Annotated in this window: 14 protein-coding genes; 9 read left to right on the top strand and 5 right to left on the bottom strand. The window is 67.5% G+C overall.

Annotation, left to right across the window (positions count from 1 at the left end; genetic code table 11):
- The first annotated feature begins 62 nt into the window (after nucleotides 1-62).
- Entirely contained in the window at nucleotides 63-908 is an 846-nt protein-coding gene (locus tag ACAG21_RS24730) for a MaoC/PaaZ C-terminal domain-containing protein (protein WP_370498897.1), read from the top strand.
- Nucleotides 909-1,024: 116 nt separating this feature from the next.
- On the opposite strand, the gene ACAG21_RS24725 is transcribed toward ACAG21_RS24730, so the two are convergent.
- From ACAG21_RS24725 to ACAG21_RS24715, 3 genes are all read right to left on the bottom strand, one after another.
- Complete coding sequence (locus tag ACAG21_RS24725; protein ID WP_370498995.1) at nucleotides 1,025-2,284, bottom strand: chloride channel protein; 1,260 nt, start codon at nucleotides 2,282-2,284, stop codon at nucleotides 1,025-1,027.
- 18 nt (nucleotides 2,285-2,302) lie between these two features.
- Nucleotides 2,303-2,932 carry a TetR/AcrR family transcriptional regulator gene (locus ACAG21_RS24720; protein ID WP_370498896.1) on the bottom strand — a complete coding sequence of 210 codons (630 nt, stop codon included), beginning with the start codon at nucleotides 2,930-2,932 and terminating at the stop codon, nucleotides 2,303-2,305.
- Nucleotides 2,933-2,998: 66 nt separating this feature from the next.
- Nucleotides 2,999-4,144, bottom strand: a complete 1,146-nt coding sequence (locus ACAG21_RS24715) for a glycoside hydrolase family 3 N-terminal domain-containing protein (RefSeq protein WP_370498895.1) — start codon at nucleotides 4,142-4,144, stop codon at nucleotides 2,999-3,001.
- A 127-nt stretch (nucleotides 4,145-4,271) separates the two neighbouring features.
- Between ACAG21_RS24715 and ACAG21_RS24710 the strand changes: the two genes are divergently transcribed.
- The 5 genes from ACAG21_RS24710 (at nucleotide 4,272) to ACAG21_RS24690 (ending at nucleotide 10,985) form a co-directional block, all read left to right on the top strand.
- Nucleotides 4,272-4,532 (top strand): DUF2613 family protein, encoded by a 261-nt coding sequence (locus ACAG21_RS24710; RefSeq protein WP_370498894.1) that lies wholly within the window; start codon nucleotides 4,272-4,274, stop codon nucleotides 4,530-4,532.
- An 88-nt stretch (nucleotides 4,533-4,620) separates the two neighbouring features.
- Nucleotides 4,621-4,827: a DUF2613 family protein gene (locus tag ACAG21_RS24705; RefSeq protein ID WP_370498893.1), complete on the top strand. Its 207-nt coding sequence runs from the start codon at nucleotides 4,621-4,623 to the stop codon at nucleotides 4,825-4,827.
- An 85-nt stretch (nucleotides 4,828-4,912) separates the two neighbouring features.
- Entirely contained in the window at nucleotides 4,913-5,086 is a 174-nt protein-coding gene (locus ACAG21_RS24700; RefSeq protein ID WP_066947240.1) for a DUF2613 domain-containing protein, read from the top strand.
- A 151-nt stretch (nucleotides 5,087-5,237) separates the two neighbouring features.
- The gene (locus ACAG21_RS24695) at nucleotides 5,238-9,449 is read left to right on the top strand and encodes an alpha-(1->3)-arabinofuranosyltransferase family protein (RefSeq protein ID WP_370498994.1); all 4,212 of its coding nucleotides are present in this window, start codon (nucleotides 5,238-5,240) and stop codon (nucleotides 9,447-9,449) included.
- Between the two features lie 87 nt (nucleotides 9,450-9,536).
- Entirely contained in the window at nucleotides 9,537-10,985 is a 1,449-nt protein-coding gene (locus ACAG21_RS24690; protein WP_370498892.1) for a lipase maturation factor family protein, read from the top strand.
- Between the two features lie 6 nt (nucleotides 10,986-10,991).
- On the opposite strand, the gene ACAG21_RS24685 is transcribed toward ACAG21_RS24690, so the two are convergent.
- Complete coding sequence (locus tag ACAG21_RS24685; protein ID WP_370498891.1) at nucleotides 10,992-11,246, bottom strand: hypothetical protein; 255 nt, start codon at nucleotides 11,244-11,246, stop codon at nucleotides 10,992-10,994.
- A 223-nt stretch (nucleotides 11,247-11,469) separates the two neighbouring features.
- On the opposite strand from ACAG21_RS24685, the gene ACAG21_RS24680 reads away from it, so the two are divergent.
- Both ACAG21_RS24680 and ACAG21_RS24675 read left to right on the top strand, forming a co-directional pair.
- Nucleotides 11,470-12,420: a R2-like ligand-binding oxidase gene (locus ACAG21_RS24680; RefSeq protein WP_370498890.1), complete on the top strand. Its 951-nt coding sequence runs from the start codon at nucleotides 11,470-11,472 to the stop codon at nucleotides 12,418-12,420.
- A complete protein-coding gene (locus ACAG21_RS24675; RefSeq protein ID WP_370498889.1) occupies nucleotides 12,417-13,169 on the top strand; it encodes an HNH endonuclease signature motif containing protein in 753 nt (250 codons plus the stop codon). Before ACAG21_RS24680 ends, ACAG21_RS24675 begins: the two co-directional genes overlap by 4 nt.
- Before the next feature lie 32 nt (nucleotides 13,170-13,201).
- Here ACAG21_RS24675 and ACAG21_RS24670 read toward each other — a convergent pair whose 3' ends face one another.
- A complete protein-coding gene (locus ACAG21_RS24670) occupies nucleotides 13,202-14,848 on the bottom strand; it encodes an acetolactate synthase large subunit (protein ID WP_370498888.1) in 1,647 nt (548 codons plus the stop codon).
- 81 nt (nucleotides 14,849-14,929) lie between these two features.
- Between ACAG21_RS24670 and ACAG21_RS24665 the strand changes: the two genes are divergently transcribed.
- The coding region (locus tag ACAG21_RS24665) for an aldehyde dehydrogenase family protein (protein ID WP_370498887.1) at nucleotides 14,930-15,586 on the top strand (657 nt) is incomplete at its 3' end.

Here is a 15,586-nt window from a genome sequence, read left to right as displayed (position 1 = left end):
GATGCGGGTGGGAACGGCCCGCTGAGGAGCGGACAGTTCAGCCGAAGCTCAAGGAGACACGAATGAATCAGCCAAGCGGCCTGCGGAACATGCTGCGAGCAGCGGCCGGGGCGCTGCCCCTGGTGTCCCGGACGGATCAGCTGCCCAGCCGCACGGTGACCGTCGAGGAACTGCCGATCGACCAGACGAACGTGGCCGAGTACGCCGCGATCACGGGTCTGCGCTATGGCAACAACGTGCCGCTCACCTACCCGTTCGCGCTGACCTTCCCGGCACTGATGTCGCTGGTGACGGGTTTTGACTTCCCTTTCGCCGCAATGGGTTCGGTGCACACCGAGAACCACATCACGCAGTACCGGCCAATCGCGGTCACCGACACCGTCGGGGTGCGGGTGCACGCCGAGAATCTGCGTGAGCACCGCAAGGGACTGCTTGTCGACCTGGTGACCGACGTACATGTCGGCAACGAAACCGCATGGCATCAGGTGACGACCTTCCTGCATCAGCAGCGCACCAGCTTGTCCGACGAACCCAAGCCCCCGCCGCAGAAGCAGCCGAAGCTGCCGCCACCGCCTGCGCTGCTGCGGATCACGCCCGGCCAAATCCGCCGCTACGCCGTCATCGGCGGTGACCACAACCCCATCCACACCAACCCGATCGCCGCCAAGCTATTCGGATTCCCGACCGTTATTGCGCACGGAATGTTCAGCGCCGCAGCGGTATTAGCTAATATCGAGGCCCGGATACCCGACGCGGTGAGGTACTCGGTGCGGTTCGGCAAGCCGGTGATCCTGCCCGCGACCATGGGCCTCTACATCGAGGAAAACGACCGGGGCAGCTGGGAGCTCGCCCTGCGCAACATCGCCAAGGGTTATCCGCATTTGACCGGAACCGTCCGGGCGCTGTAGCGACCGGATCAGCCGGGACGTTCGTCGTCGTCGTCAACGTCGAGTGTGCGCTCATGGCGGTGACTGTGCGCCCAGGGCGCCCTAGACGCACTTTCGACGACGAAAGCCGTCCCGGCTCAGCCGGCGCGTTCGTCCTGCTTCTGCGCGCGCACGCTCAGCAGTTTTTTGAGGCCGTGGGCGCCGGTCGCGGTCAGCAGGAAAACTCCGAACAGCCACAGCGGCGGCCGGGCCAGCTCCCAGACGAAGATCGCGGCCCAGATCGGCGAGCCCTGGGTGACCGCGAGCACCCCGGCGCCGCCGGCCAGCGAGACGGCCGGCACATGCAAATGCGTTCCGGTCAGCCAATTGATGGTCAGCACCAGCGCCGTGCCGGTCGCGGCGCCGGTGGCCAGCGACGGCGTGAGCATCCCGCCGGCACCCCCGGCCCGCAGGAACAGGGCGGTCAGCAACGGCTTCAACACCAGGATCGCGGTCGCCGCGGTCAGCGTCAGGCCGCTGGCCAGGCTGACGGTCAGGATGCTGCGGCCGTTGCCGGGCAGCTCGGGCCACCAATGCGAGCAGATACCCATCACCAGCCCGGCGCCGGCGAGCGCGGGGATCAGCACCCAGCTGCGGATCTGGCGGGCGGGGCGCGCGGCCGACATCAGCCGGTTAAACGCCAGCCCCACCGCGAGAGCGAACGGCGCCAGCAACAAGCCGTGTGCGGTCAGCAGGTAGGTGGACTCCCCGATCGGCCAGGCAAGGTTGGGCTGATCGCGGGTGATGGCCGAGCCGATCGCGACGGCCAGGCTGGAGGTCAGACATGCCGCGCCCAGCGCCCGCGGATGCCAGGTGTTGAGCATGATCCGCACCGAGAACAACGCACCGGCCAGCGGCACGGCGTACACCGCACCCAACCCGGCCCCGGCCGCGCAGGCCAGCAGGATCTCGCGGTCCCGGCCGGACAGTCGCCGCAGCCAGCACGTCGCGAAATCGCCTAATGCCGCGGCGAATTGGCGCGGCGCACCCTCCCGGCCCAGGGACGCCCCGGAACCGACCAACAGCACCTGCAGCATCGCGTCGATGCTCCATGACAGCCGCGGTATCGGCTCATGGCGGGCGATGGTTCCGGCCAGCGGCGGCACCTGCGCCCGGCGCCGCAAAATCCACCAGCCCAGCCCGGCCAGCGACGCGCCGACCATCGGCCCCAGCGCGCGGCGCACCGGGCTGCTGCCGGCGACCCCGACCAACAGGGTGCCGAAACTGTAGTTGTAGGTCAGGTGCTGAACAAAGCGCAGCACAAACGTCGTCGACAGGCCGGCGACCCCGGCCAACAGCCCCACAATGACGACGGCGCAGAAGAAGTCGACATTGCGGCCCGATGTCCAGGCGCGCACGCGGGGCACTGCACGAATCTAGCCCGCGTTGCGTGTTGAGGCGCTGATGTCCTGATCCACCGGCACGCCCCGAAGGCCGTGCCAGAACAGGTCGATCATCAGCTCGGCCGCCTCGTCGACGTCGATGTCGCCCGTGGACAGCCGATTGGCCATCGCCTCGCCGGCACCCACCAGCGCGACGGCCATCATCTGGTGCTCGGCGTCGGTGCGCGGCGTGCGACTGTTTTCCCGTACCAGCCCGGCCACCAGCTCGATGATCTGTTCACGTCCCTCGCGCACGGTGTGGGCGAACGCCTGCGAGCTGATGGCCTGGGTGTACATCACGATCCAGGACGCCCGGTTGGCGTCGATGTAGCGCAGGAACGAGCCGATGGTGTTGCGCAGCAAGTCCCTCGGGCTTTGCGTGAAGTCGATGTCGGCGCGCACCGCCTCGATGAACCGGGTCATCTCGCGATTCAGGCAGGCGCCGAACAGATCCTCTTTGGAGCCGTAGTACAGGTAGAGCATCGGCTTGGAAATCTCGGCCGCGGCGGCGATGGTGTCCATCGACGTCTCGTGGTAGCCGTTGACCGAGAACATCTGCACGGCGGCGTCGAGCATTTGCTGTTCCCGGACAGCACGCGGTAGCCGCTTGGTACCACCTGCCATCGCTGCGCCCTTTCAAGCCCTTCGGGCTCTGTCAATCTGACTCCAGGGTAACGACCGAGCGGCCGTTCAGTGTCCACACGTCCGGGCGGGTCCCTTCATCGTCGCCACCCGGACCAGCGATTGGTCCACCCCTGGCAACGCCAATTCGCCTGCGGATACTGCCTTTTCGAGGCGGTCCAGGACCGCGGGGACTTCGTCGGTGGTGACCCACAGCGCGACGTCGATACCCGCCTGCAAACTCCGCAGCGCCGCTTCGGCAACGCCGAAACGATCGGAGATCGCGGCCATGCTGGACAGGTCGTCGCTGAACACCGGCCCGTTGAAGGGCGGAGCCCCGTAGCCGATGCCGTCGCGCAGCAATTGCACCGCGGGCCGGCTCAAACTGGCCGGGTCGTCGCCGGTCAGCCCCGGAACCTGCAGGTGGCCCACCATGACAGCGACCGGTGTCGCGGTGATCAGCGTCCGATACGGCACCAGGTCGCTGGTTTGCAGATCGCTCAGCGGCGGGGTGACCACACCGCCCTTGTGCGAATCCCCGGAACCGTGCCCGTGGCCGGGGAAGTGTTTGAGCACCGGCAGCACTCCGGCGTCGCGCAGGCCCTGCGCATAGGCCCCGGCGTAAGCGGTGACGACGGCCGGGTCGTTGCTGAAAGAGCGGTTCCCGATCACGTCGTCGTCCGGCTCGTCGGAGACATCAACCACCGGCGCGAAGTCGACGGTGATGCCCAGGTCGTGCATCTTCTTGCCGCGCTGGGCCGCCTGGTCGCGGACCTGCTCGACGGTTTGGCTCTGGGCCAGCTGCCGCGGTGAGGGCGCGGTACCGATCAGCGATTTCAGTCGCGATACCCGGCCGCCTTCTTCGTCGACGCTGACCGCCAGCGGCAGGGGCCCCGCGTTGCCCGCGATCTCGGCCAGTGGGCCCTTGAAGATGTCCAGGTCCGTCCAGCTGCCGATGAAGATGCCGCCGACGTGGTAGCCATTGACCACCGCGCGGGCGTCGTCGGCGTTCTTCACCCCGACCATCAGCAGCTGGGCCAGCTTGTCGCGGGTCGACAGCTTGGCCGTGGGATCACCGCAAACCGGTGGCGCCGGAGGTGCGGCGACCACCTTGCTGCTCGTGGTGGATGCGGGGGGCCGGCCGGTGTCGTGTCCACACGCCGCCACTACAGCGGTGGCGGCGGCCAGCACGGCCAGAGTGCGCGGAAATGGCATCGGGACATGGTGTCACGACGGGTGTGCGCATCGATGCGCGCCCGACTGGGCCAATTCCATGGGCGTCGACCGAGGACCCGGGATACGTTAGCTACGGCTCATCAGCACGGGGAGGGAGGAGGCAGCGATGACTGCCTTCACGCTGGCGGCCGCGGCGGGTATCGCTGCGGGTTTGGCGATCGGTGCCGTCGCGACCGTCGGCGTCACGCTCGCCGCCGAAGACCACACCGTGGTGCCGGCCCGAGCCCCGTCCAACCCGTCCTGGCACTACCTCGTGCACTACGGCGACCGGTGCATCGGCGGTTACTGCGTACCGTGCGACAACCCGGACGACTGCTTGAACCAGATCCCGCCGATACCGGGACTGCCGCCGGAATTGCAGCCCTGACGCGACTCGCGGCCGTCGTCACGCATTTCCGATCCCGTCCCGGTTAGGTTGGCCACAGACCTGTGACTGGCAAGGGGAGGAGCCAGCGATGCCCGGGTTCGCGCTGGCCGCGGCCGTCGGCATCGCGGCGGGGCTGACGATCGGTGCCGCCGCGACCGTCGGCGTCACGCTCACCGTCGAGGACCATCGGATGGGGCCCGTACCAAGCGCGCCGGCCATCCCCAGTCCCGCGGGACCGTATCTGGTGAACTACGGCTCCCGCTGTTGGCATGGCCATTGCGTGCCATGGCCATGACTCGCGGTCCGCGGACCGGGACGGGCGTTCTGCTAGGTTGACTTCTGGGTAGTCCTCCGTGACGCCGCGAAACCCAAGGAGACCGATGAACCGGATCATTGCACCCGCTGCCGCGAGTGTGGTGGTTGGTTTGTTGCTGGGCGCGGCCGCGATCTTCGGGGTCACCCTGATGGTGCAGCAGGACACGAAGCCGCCACTTCCCGGGGGCGATCCGCAGTCGTCAGTGCTCAACCGGGTCGAGTACGGCAACCGTAGCTAGCGGCGATCGCAAGCGCGGCCGTGGCGATCGCAAGCGCGGCGTAGCCGGGCGCAGCGGGTCGTCACTACAGGAAGTAGCCGCGCGCAGCGGGTCGCCGCCATCGGGCTCAGTGGCGGCGCGTACTCCGCCGGCGGCGGACTCGGCCGTGAGCTTGCCCGCCGCGCCCCTCTCGCGGCGCTGGCTGTTGCTGGTTGGCGCGATCTGCCTGGCGCTGACGTTCGCGCAATCCCCCGGGCAGGTGTCCCCGGACACCAAGCTGGACCTGACGGCCAACCCGCTGCGCTTCCTGGCCCGCGCGACCAATCTGTGGAACAGCGAGCTGCCGTTCGGCCAGACGCAGAATCAGGCCTACGGCTATCTGTTTCCGCACGGCGCGTTCTTCGCGATCGGCCACTTGCTCGGCGTGCCCGGCTGGATGACCCAGCGACTGTGGTGGGCATTGCTGTTGACGGTTGGCTTCTGGGGCTTGCTGCGGGTCGCCGAGGCGCTGGGGATCGGCAGCCCGACTTCGCGTCTGATCGGCGCCGCCGCCTTCGCGCTGAGCCCGCGGGTGCTGACCACTCTGGGCTCGATCTCGTCGGAGACCTTGCCGATCATGCTGGCGCCGTGGGTGTTGCTGCCGACGATCCTGGCTTTGCGGGGCGGCAGATCGGTGCGGGCACTGGCCGGCCAAGCGGGGCTGGCGGTCGCGCTGATGGGCGCGGTCAACGCCATCGCCACGCTGGCGGGTTGTCTGCCGGCAGTGATCTGGTGGGCCTGTCATCGGCCGAATCGCGTGTGGTGGCGTTACACGGGATGGTGGCTGTTGAGTCTGGTGCTGGCGACGCTGTGGTGGGTCGTCGCGCTGGTGCTGCTGCGTAACGTCAGCCCGCCGTTTCTGGACTTCATCGAATCCTCGGGGGTGACGACGCAATGGTCGTCTCTGGTCGAGATGTTGCGCGGTACCGACAGCTGGACGCCGTTCGTGGCCCCGACCGCGACCGCGGGCGCGCCGCTGGTGACCGGATCGGCGGCCATCCTGGCGACCTGTCTGGTCGCGGCGGCCGGGTTGGCCGGGCTTGCCAGCCCGGCGACGCCGGCCCGCGGACGATTGGTGACGATGCTGCTGGTCGGGGTGGTGCTGATGGCCGTCGGCTATAGCGGCGGGTTGGGCTCGCCGTTGGCACACCAGGTGCAGCTGTTCCTGGATGCCGCGGGCGCACCGCTGCGCAACGTGCACAAGCTGGAGTCGGTCATCCGGATTCCGATCGTGCTGGGCGTCGCGCAGCTGCTGGGCCGGGTGCCGCTACCGGGCAGCGCGCCGAGGGCGCAGTGGCTGCACGCGTTCGCCCACCCCGAGCGCGATAAACGCGTCGCCGCGACGGTGGTGGTGCTGACCGCGCTGATGGTCAGCACCTCGCTGGCGTGGACCGCGCGCCTGGCTCCGCCGGGCACGTTCAGCGCGATCCCCCGCTACTGGCACGACGCCGCCGACTGGCTCAGCGCCCACAACGCGGGGACACCGACCCCCGGGCGGGTGCTGGTGGTCCCGGGTGCACCGTTCGCCACGCAGATATGGGGTACCACCCACGACGAGCCGCTGCAGGTGCTCGGCAGCAGCCCGTGGGGCGTGCGCGACTCCATCCCGTTGACCCCGCCCCAAACCATCCGGGCGCTGGACTCGGTACAACGCCTGTTCGCCTCCGGCCTCCCGTCCGCCGGTCTGGCCGATACCCTTGCCCGCCAAGGCATTTCGTACGTAGTCGTGCGCAACGACCTGGATCCCGACGCGTCGCGCTCGGCGCGCCCGATCCTGGTGCACCGCGCTATCGTGGGCTCACCGGGACTGGAAAAAGCGGCACAGTTCGGCGAGCCGGTCGGGCCCGGCACGTTGCCGGGGTTCGTCGCCGACAGCGGGCTGCGGCCGCGCTACCCGGCGGTCGAGATCTATAAGGTGGCCGCTGCCGGCAATCCCGGCGCGCCCTACTTTGCCGACGTCGATCAGTTGCCCCGCATCGACGGCGGACCCGAAGTGCTGCTGCGTCTCGACGAACGGCGCCGGCTGCTGGGCCAGCCGCCACTGGGCCCGGTGCTGCTGACCACCGACGCTCGCGGTGCCGACCTGCCCGCACCCGTCGTGACCGTGACGGATACCCCGACGGCGCGGGAAACCGACTACGGCCGCGTCGACGAACACTCGTCGGCGATCCGCGCCGACGGCGACAGCCGGCACACCTTCAACAGGGTGCCCGACTACCCGGTCCCGGGCGCCGAACCGGTACTCGGCGGGTGGAACGGCGGCCGGATCACGGTCTCGAGTTCGTCGTCGGATTCGACCGCCATGCCCGACGTGGCTCCGGCGACCTCGCCGGCCGCCGCGATCGACGGCGATCCGGCAACCGCGTGGGTGACCAATGCCCTGCAAGCCGCGGTCGGGCAGTGGATGCAGGTGAACTTCGACCACCCGGTGACCAACGCGGCGCTCACCCTCACACCCAGCGCGACCGCGGTGGGTTCCCAGGTCCGTCGCATCGTGATCGACACCGCCACCGGCAGCACCACGCTGCGCTTCGATCAGCCCGGCAAACCGCTCACCGCGGCCCTGCCCTACGGCGAAACCCCGTGGGTGCGGATCACCGCCGCCGGCACCGACGACGGATCCAGCGGCGTGCAGTTCGGCATCACCGACCTGTCGATCACCCAGTACGACGCCTCCGGTTTCGCGCACCCGGTCGACCTGCGCCATACCGTGCGAGTGCCCGGTCCGCCGCCGGGCTCGGCGATCACCGGCTGGGACCTGGGCACCGAACTGCTCGGCCGGCCGGGCTGTGCCGCGGCGGACGACAGCGTGCGCTGTGCGCCGTCGATGGCGCTGGCTCCGGAGGAGCCGGTCAATTTCAGCCGCACCCTGACCGTTGCGGCGCCGGTGTCGGTGACCCCGCGGTTGTGGGTGCGGCCCCGGCAAGGCCCCCACTTGGCCGACTTGATCGCTGAGCCGAATACCACTCGGGCCCAAGGTGATTCAGACACAGTGGACATCCTGGGTTCGGCTTATGCGGCTACCGACGGCGATCCGGCGACCGCCTGGACGGCGCCGCAGCGCGTGGTGCAACACCGCAGCGCGCCGACGTTGACGCTGGTGCTGCCGCGGCCGACCGAGGTCGCCGGACTGCGGCTGGTGCCGAGTCGGTCGACGTTGCCCGCTCAACCCACGGTGGTGGCCGTCAACCTCGGCGACGGCCCGCAGGTTCGCAAGATCACGCCGAGCGACGATGCGGCCGCCCAGACCCTGGCGCTGCGGCCCCGGGTGACCGACACCGTCAGCGTCAGCCTGCTGGACTGGCAAGACGTCATCGACCGCAACGCGCTGGGCTTCGACCAGCTCAAGCCGCCGGGGCTGGCCGAGGTCGCGGCGCTGGGCGCCGACGGCAATCCGATCGCCCCCGCCGACGCGGCACGCAACCGGTCACGCGAGATCGTCGTCGACTGCGACCATGGCCCGGTCATCGCGGTCGCCGGCCGGTTCGTGCACACCTCGATCCGGACCACGGCGCAAGCGCTGCGCAACGGCGAGCCGACACCGGTGAGCACCTGCGATCCCAATCCGATCGCGTTGCCGGCCGGGCAACAGGAATTGTTGATCAGTCCCGGTGCCCAGTTCGTCGTCGACGGTGCACAACTCTCGACCGCCGAAACATCCAGTCCCACGCGGGTTTCGACGGTGCCGGCCGTGACGGGGGCGTGGGGACCGGACCGCCGCGAAGTCCGGGCCCCGGCGTCGTCCGTCTCCCGGGTGCTGGTCATTCCGGAAAGCATCAATCCCGGCTGGGTGGCACGCACCAGCACCGGGACCCGGTTGACGCCGGTGGCCGTCAACGGGTGGCAGCAGGGCTGGGTGGTGCCTGCCGGAGATCCCGGCACGATCACGCTGAGCTTCGCGTCCAACTCGCTGTATCGGGTCGGACTTGCCGCGGGCCTGGCGTTGCTGCCGCTGTTGGCCATGCTCGCGTTGTGGCGCCGGCGCGTCCGGTCCGACGACCCACCGGCGCCGCCTTGGACGCCCGGGCCCTGGGCCGCCGCGCCGCTGCTGGCGGCCGGGGCACTGATCGCCGGCGTGGCGGGGGTCATCGTGATCGGCGCCGCACTCGGCCTGCGGTACGCGCTGCGTCAGCGCGAGCGGTTGCGCGATCGGATCACCATCGCCGCCAGTGCGGGCGGACTCATTCTGGCCGGCGCGGCGCTGTCGCGGCATCCCTGGCGGTCGGTCGACGGGTATTCCGGCCATTGGGCGAATGTTCAACTGCTGGTGCTGATTTCGCTAGCGGTGCTCGCCGCCTCGGTGGTCGCCATGCCGGATCGCGGGCACCCGGCGCGCGACGAATAACGTTTCCGGCGTTGGCTAGCCGTTTATCGCCTGGTTGACTGGATACGCGGTCATCGTATGACCGCCACTGTCCGAGGAGTTGTGGCCATGGACTGGTTTTCAGCCCCCGACTACTGGTTGGGCAGGTTCGTGCTCGAGCGCGGCGTAGCGGCCATCTACCTGATCGCGTTCATCGCCGCCGCGCTGCAGTTCCGCGTCCTGATCGGAGAGCACGGAATCCTGCCGGTGCCGCGATTTTTGGCGGGGCGGTCGGTGTGGAGATCGCCCAGCATCTTTGTGCTGCACTACTCCGATCGGCTGTTCGCCTCGGTGTCCTGGCTCGGCGCCGCGCTGTCGGCGGCTGTCGTCGTCGGCGCGGCCGACGTGCTGCCGCTCTGGGCCGCGATGTCGGTCTGGCTGACTCTGTGGGTGCTCTACCTTTCGATCGTCAACGTCGGGCAAGCGTGGTATTCGTTCGGCTGGGAATCCCTGTTGCTGGAAAGCGGATTCCTGATGATCTTCCTCGGCAACGATCGCGTCGCTCCGCCGGTGCTGACGTTGTGGATGGTGCGCCTGCTGCTGTTTCGGGTCGAGTTCGGCGCCGGGTTGATCAAGATGCGCGGCGATGCATGCTGGCGCGACTTGACCTGCCTTTACTACCACCACGAAACCCAGCCGATGCCGGGTCCGCTGAGCTGGTTCTTCCATCACCTGCCCAAACCGCTGCATCGAATCGAGGTGGCGGGCAACCACTTCGCGCAGCTAGTGGTCCCGTTCGGGTTGTTCGCGCCCCAACCGGTGGCCAGCGTGGCTGCGGCGATCGTCGTGGTGACGCAGCTGTGGCTGGTGGCATCGGGCAACTTCGCCTGGCTCAATTGGCTGACGATCGTGCTGGCGTTCAGCGCCATCGGCGATTCGGCCGCCGCGCTGCTGGTGCCGATCCCCCGACATCTTGCCGCGTCGGGCGCGCCGCTGTGGTTCGCCGTCTTGGTGGTGGGCTTTGCCGGCGCGGTGCTGTTCCTGACCTACTGGCCGGTGCGCAACATGCTGTCACCGCGTCAGCGAATGAACATGTCGTTCAACCCGTTTCATTTGGTGAACACCTACGGCGCCTTCGGCAACATCGGCCGCGTCCGCCGCGAGGTGGTGATCGAGGGCACCGACGAACCGCGGCTCACCGCGCAGACAGTGTGGAAGGAATACGAGTTCAAAGGTAAACCCGGCGCTCCGGGACGGTTGCCGCGTCAGTGGGCGCCCTACCATTTGCGGCTGGACTGGCTGATGTGGTTTGCCGCCATCTCGCCGGGTTATGCCCAGCCATGGCTGACACCCTTCCTGCAACGACTGCTGCGCAACGATCGGCCCACGCTGCGGCTGTTGCGGCACAATCCTTTTCCCGATTCGCCGCCGCGGTATGTGCGAGCGCAGCTCTACCAGTACCGCTTCACCACACCGGCGGAGTTGCGGCGCGATCGGGTGTGGTGGCATCGCGCGCTGGTGGGTAGCTATGTTTCGCCGATGACGCTGCAGAAGACGACCTCGCCGCCTGCCGGGTGAGCGTGGTCAGGTAATTCTGCCCAGGTCCGTGAGGAGCTGGGAAACCACCGTGATCGTGGCAATTCGGCGGCCCGTGTCGTCATCGAGGTCGGCGCCCAGCACGGCGTTGGTCCTCGCCAGTTTCAGCACGCGGCCGGTCGCCACATAGGATTTCGTCGCTCCGGCGCGCAGGATCGTCACAGTCATGCTCAACGTCGGACAGGGACAGCCCGTCACCAGCGAACCGCAGTGCGTAGCAGTCTGATCCAGCATCTCGGCCATGGACCGCCGCTGAGTGCGGTGAAATTGAAGGCGCTGGCGACCGGCTCGTACGACATACGCAGCATTCGGTCGTCGCGACTGCCCTCGAGAAACTTCGCGTTCAGCGCCGTGCGTAGGACGTATTAACTCATGCGCGTTCTGGCCAGCGTGTGGCCTCGGGCCCGAATTGCCGTCACCATCGGATCAGTGCGGTCACATTCCGCGGATCGAGGAGGACGATCAGATGAAACGCACAGGCACAGGCTCACTGGCTGCGGGCGGGCTCAACTGGGATAGCCTGCCGTTGCGGCTCTTTGCCGGGGGCAATGCCAAGTTCTGGAATCCCGCCGACATCGATTTCTCCCGTGACCGCGAGGACTGGGAACGGCTGACCGATGAGGAACGCCTACTTGCGATGCAGTTGTGCGCCCAGTTCGTCGCCGGCGAGGAGGCGGTGACCGAAGACATTCAGCCGTTCATGGCCGCCATGCGGGCCGAGGGCCGGTTGGGCGACGAAATGTACCTGACGCAGTTCGCCTACGAGGAAGCCCGGCACACGCAGGTGTTCCGTTTGTGGCTCGACGCCGTGGGAGAGACCGACGATCTGCACCACTACCTCGAACCGCTATCCGCATACCGGCAGATCTTCTACGATGAGCTGCCAAAAAGTCTGGGCGCCTTGGCAACCGACCCCTCGCCGGCCGCGCAGATCCGGGCGTCCGTCACCTACAACCACGTAGTCGAGGGCATGATGGCACTGACCGGCTACCGCTCCTGGCACCACATCTGTGTCGGCCATAACATTCTGCCCGGCATGCAGGAGCTGGTCCGGCGCATCGGCGACGACGAGCGCCGGCACATGGCCTGGGGCACCTTCACCTGCCGGCGTCACGTCGCCGCCGACGACACCAACTGGGCCGTCTTCGAGGCACGGATGAACGAGCTGATCCCGCTGGTGCTGCAGGCCACCGAGCAGGCGTATGCGATTTTCGGCGACCCCATCCCGTTCGGTCTGGACATGGAGGATTCGCGACAGTACGCCTCCGACAGGGGAATTCGGCGGTTTGGCACCATATCCAGCGCCCGCGGCCGACCGCTTGAAGAGATCGACCTCGACTACTCGCCGCTGCAACTCGAGGACACCTTCGCCGTCGAGGACGAGAAGGCCCTGGCAGCCTCGGCACCAGTGCGATGAAAGCACTGGGGCCTTTGGCGGCGGCCACCATAGCGTTCGTACCGATTTCTCTCGTAGTCGCAACGACACCCGTTGTGGCACAGGCGGTTGCGTACTCCAGCAGCGCCGCAGACGAGGAGAAGAACCCACCCTGGTGGCAGTGGGGGCTGCATTATGGGGTGTTCATGACAACAGTCGGTCTTATCGCGTGGGTTATCGGATTGATTTCGCATCGCTCCAGTCCCGCCCCTCGGGTCCCGGCCGGTCCGGTCCCCCGCCGGGCAGTCTGGGTTGGGCCGGCATTTCCGACGACCGCTCAGGGAAACCCAGAGGTGAAGAGAAGAGTCCTCGTCGAGGCGGCTCATCGATGCGCCGTCCCCACCTGCCGGAATCCGACGACGGAGATAGCTCACATCGTGTCTGAGACGCAGCGCCGCGACGACTCGTTCGACAACCTAATCGCGTTATGCCCGAGCTGCCAAGGGAAAGGTATCGCCCGGCAGTCGATCCGCACGTACAAGCGCAACCTTGGGATCTTGAACAGTCGCTACTCCGATTTGGAGCGACGGTTGTTCGACCAGATCGCCGAGAGCGGCCGGAAGTCCTTCGTCGTCGAGGCCGGTTTGGAGATCCCACTGCTGCGCGCCGTCAATGACGGGCTCTTGAAACGAGTCGACTCGTCACCCGCATCGACTCATCACAAATACGAAGTCGCCGATGCCGGATTGGACTTCGTCAGCCGATACGCCCGGGGCGAAGACCTATCATGACTTCCCCCAACATTATTCGCAGAGAAGAGGATTTAGAGCGTTTCGTCCAGCTCGCCGAGACGGTCGGTCAGCCGCAGATTCTCGGAGTAATCCACCGGGCAGGCGATCAGCGAGACCCCATCGTCGGCGAGCGCGGTCTGTAGCGTCGGCAACAACTCGGCGGCGCTGTTGACCCGATACCCTTTGGCGCCAAAGCTTTCGGCGTACTTGACGATGTCGGGGTTGCCGAACTTCACGTAGTAGTGGTTGCCGAGCTCGAGATCCATCTTCCACTCGATCAGGCCGTAGCCGCCGTCCTCCCAGATCAACACCACCAGCGGGATCTTCTCCCGCACCGCGGTCTCGATTTCCTGCGAGTTCATCAAGAAGGCGCCGTCACCCACCACGGCGAGCACCTTGGACTCCGGCCGGGCCAGCTTGACTCCCAACGCTCCCGGCAGCGCAAAAGCCATGGTGGACAAGCCATTCGAAACCAAACAGGTGTTGCGCTCATAGGTCGGGTAGAGCCGGGCCATCCACATCTTGGTCGCACCGGTGTCGACGAGCACGACGTCGCTGCGGCCCAGCGCGGCCCGAATGTCGGCGACGATTCGCTGAGGCGCCAGCGGGTACCGCGAATCCTGTTGTCCCCGAGCGAATTCCTCGGCAAGCAGTCCTGACCCGGGTACCTCGTCGGCATGTTCGATGCCGTGACCGGCCAGCGCCTCGGTCAGGGCGTTGAGCGAAGCACTGATGTCGCCGATGATCCCGACGTCGACCGGGTAGTGCATGTCGACCTCGGCCGGGAAGCGATGAATATGGATGATCTTCTTGTCGGCTTGCGGGTTGATCCGGACCGGGTCGAATTCCTGCAGTTCGTAGCCGACCGCGATCACGACGTCGGCGTTGTCGAATCCGAAGTTGACGTAGTCGTGGCGCATGAACCCGATGGTCCCGATGGCGTTGGGGTGATCGTCGGGCATAACGCCCTTGCCGTGGAAGGTGTTGGCGACCTGAATCCCGAAGTCCTCGGAGAACCGGACCAATGCCGCGGTGGCGTCGGCGCGCGCGGCGCCGTGCCCGGCCAGCACCACCGGCCGCTTGGCGCTGCGCAGGATGTCGACCGCGCGTTCTATCTGGCCGGGAGCCGGCGCCTCGGCGCGCACCACGTTGCGCGGCAGCGGGCTCAGCTCGTAGTCGGTCTCGTCGGCGTCGATGTGCTCGGGCACCGCGAGGTAGACCGCGGCCGGGCGTTCGGCCTCGGCGACCTTGAACGCCTTGCGGAACATCTCCGGGATCGCACGTGCGGTGGGCACGCCGTCGGCCCAGCGGGTGATCGGGGCGAACATCGAGACCAAGTCGACATACTGGTGCGACTCCTTGAATTGGCGGTCCTGGCCGACCTGCGCGGAGATCGCCACCATCGGGGTGCTGTTCGTGGTGGCGTCGGCCACCCCGAGCTGCATGTTGATCGCGCCCGGGCCCAACGTGGCCGAGACCACGGCCGCCCGGCCCGTCACACGCCCGTACATCTCGGCCATAAACGCCGCGGCCTGCTCGTGGCGGGTCAGCACATAGCGGATGGTCGACGACGCCAGCGCCTGCACGAAGCGGATGTTCTCCTCCCCCGGCAGCCCGAACACGACGGATACTCCCTCGTTTTCCAGGCACTTGACCATCAGCTCGGCGGCTTTGCTCATCCGGCACCTCCCTGGAGGGAACGATAGTGGCAGGCTAGATGTTGGACGTATTGCCAACCCTTAAACGCGAAGGATGTCAGCGTGCCCATTGCCACGGTCAACCCGGCTACCGGCGAGACAGTCAAAACCTTCAGCCCGGCAACCGACGAGGAAGTCGAAGCGGCGATCGCCCGCGCCTACGAGCGATTCCGCGACTACCGCCACAACACCACTTTCGCCCAGCGTGCCGAGTGGGCGAACGCCACCGCAGACCTGCTGGAAGCCGAGGCCGACGAGGTCGGCGCCATGATGACCCTGGAAATGGGCAAGACCCTGAAATCGGCCAAGGCCGAAGTCATCAAGTGCGCCAAGGGCTTTCGCTACTACGCCGATAATGCCGAGCAGCTGCTCGCCGACGAACCGGCCGACGCCAAGGCGGTGGGCGCGAAGCGCGCTTACACCCGTTATCAGCCGCTCGGCGTGGTGCTGGCCATCATGCCGTGGAACTTCCCGCTGTGGCAGGCCGTGCGGTTCGCCGCACCCGCGCTGATGGCGGGCAACGTCGGCATCCTCAAGCACGCCTCCAACGTCCCGCAGTCGGCGCTGTATCTGTCCGACGTGATCGCGCGCGGCGGTTTCCCCGAGGGCTGTTTCCAGACGCTGCTGGTGTCCTCGAGCGTCGTCGAACGCATCCTGCGCGACCCCCGGGTGGCGGCGGCCACGCTGACCGGCAGCGAGCCGGCCGGCCAGTCCGTCGGC

The organism is Mycobacterium sp. pR1184 (assembly GCF_041287235.1).
Lineage (GTDB): Bacteria > Actinomycetota > Actinomycetes > Mycobacteriales > Mycobacteriaceae > Mycobacterium.
This window is presented reverse-complemented; position numbering and strand designations above follow the sequence as displayed.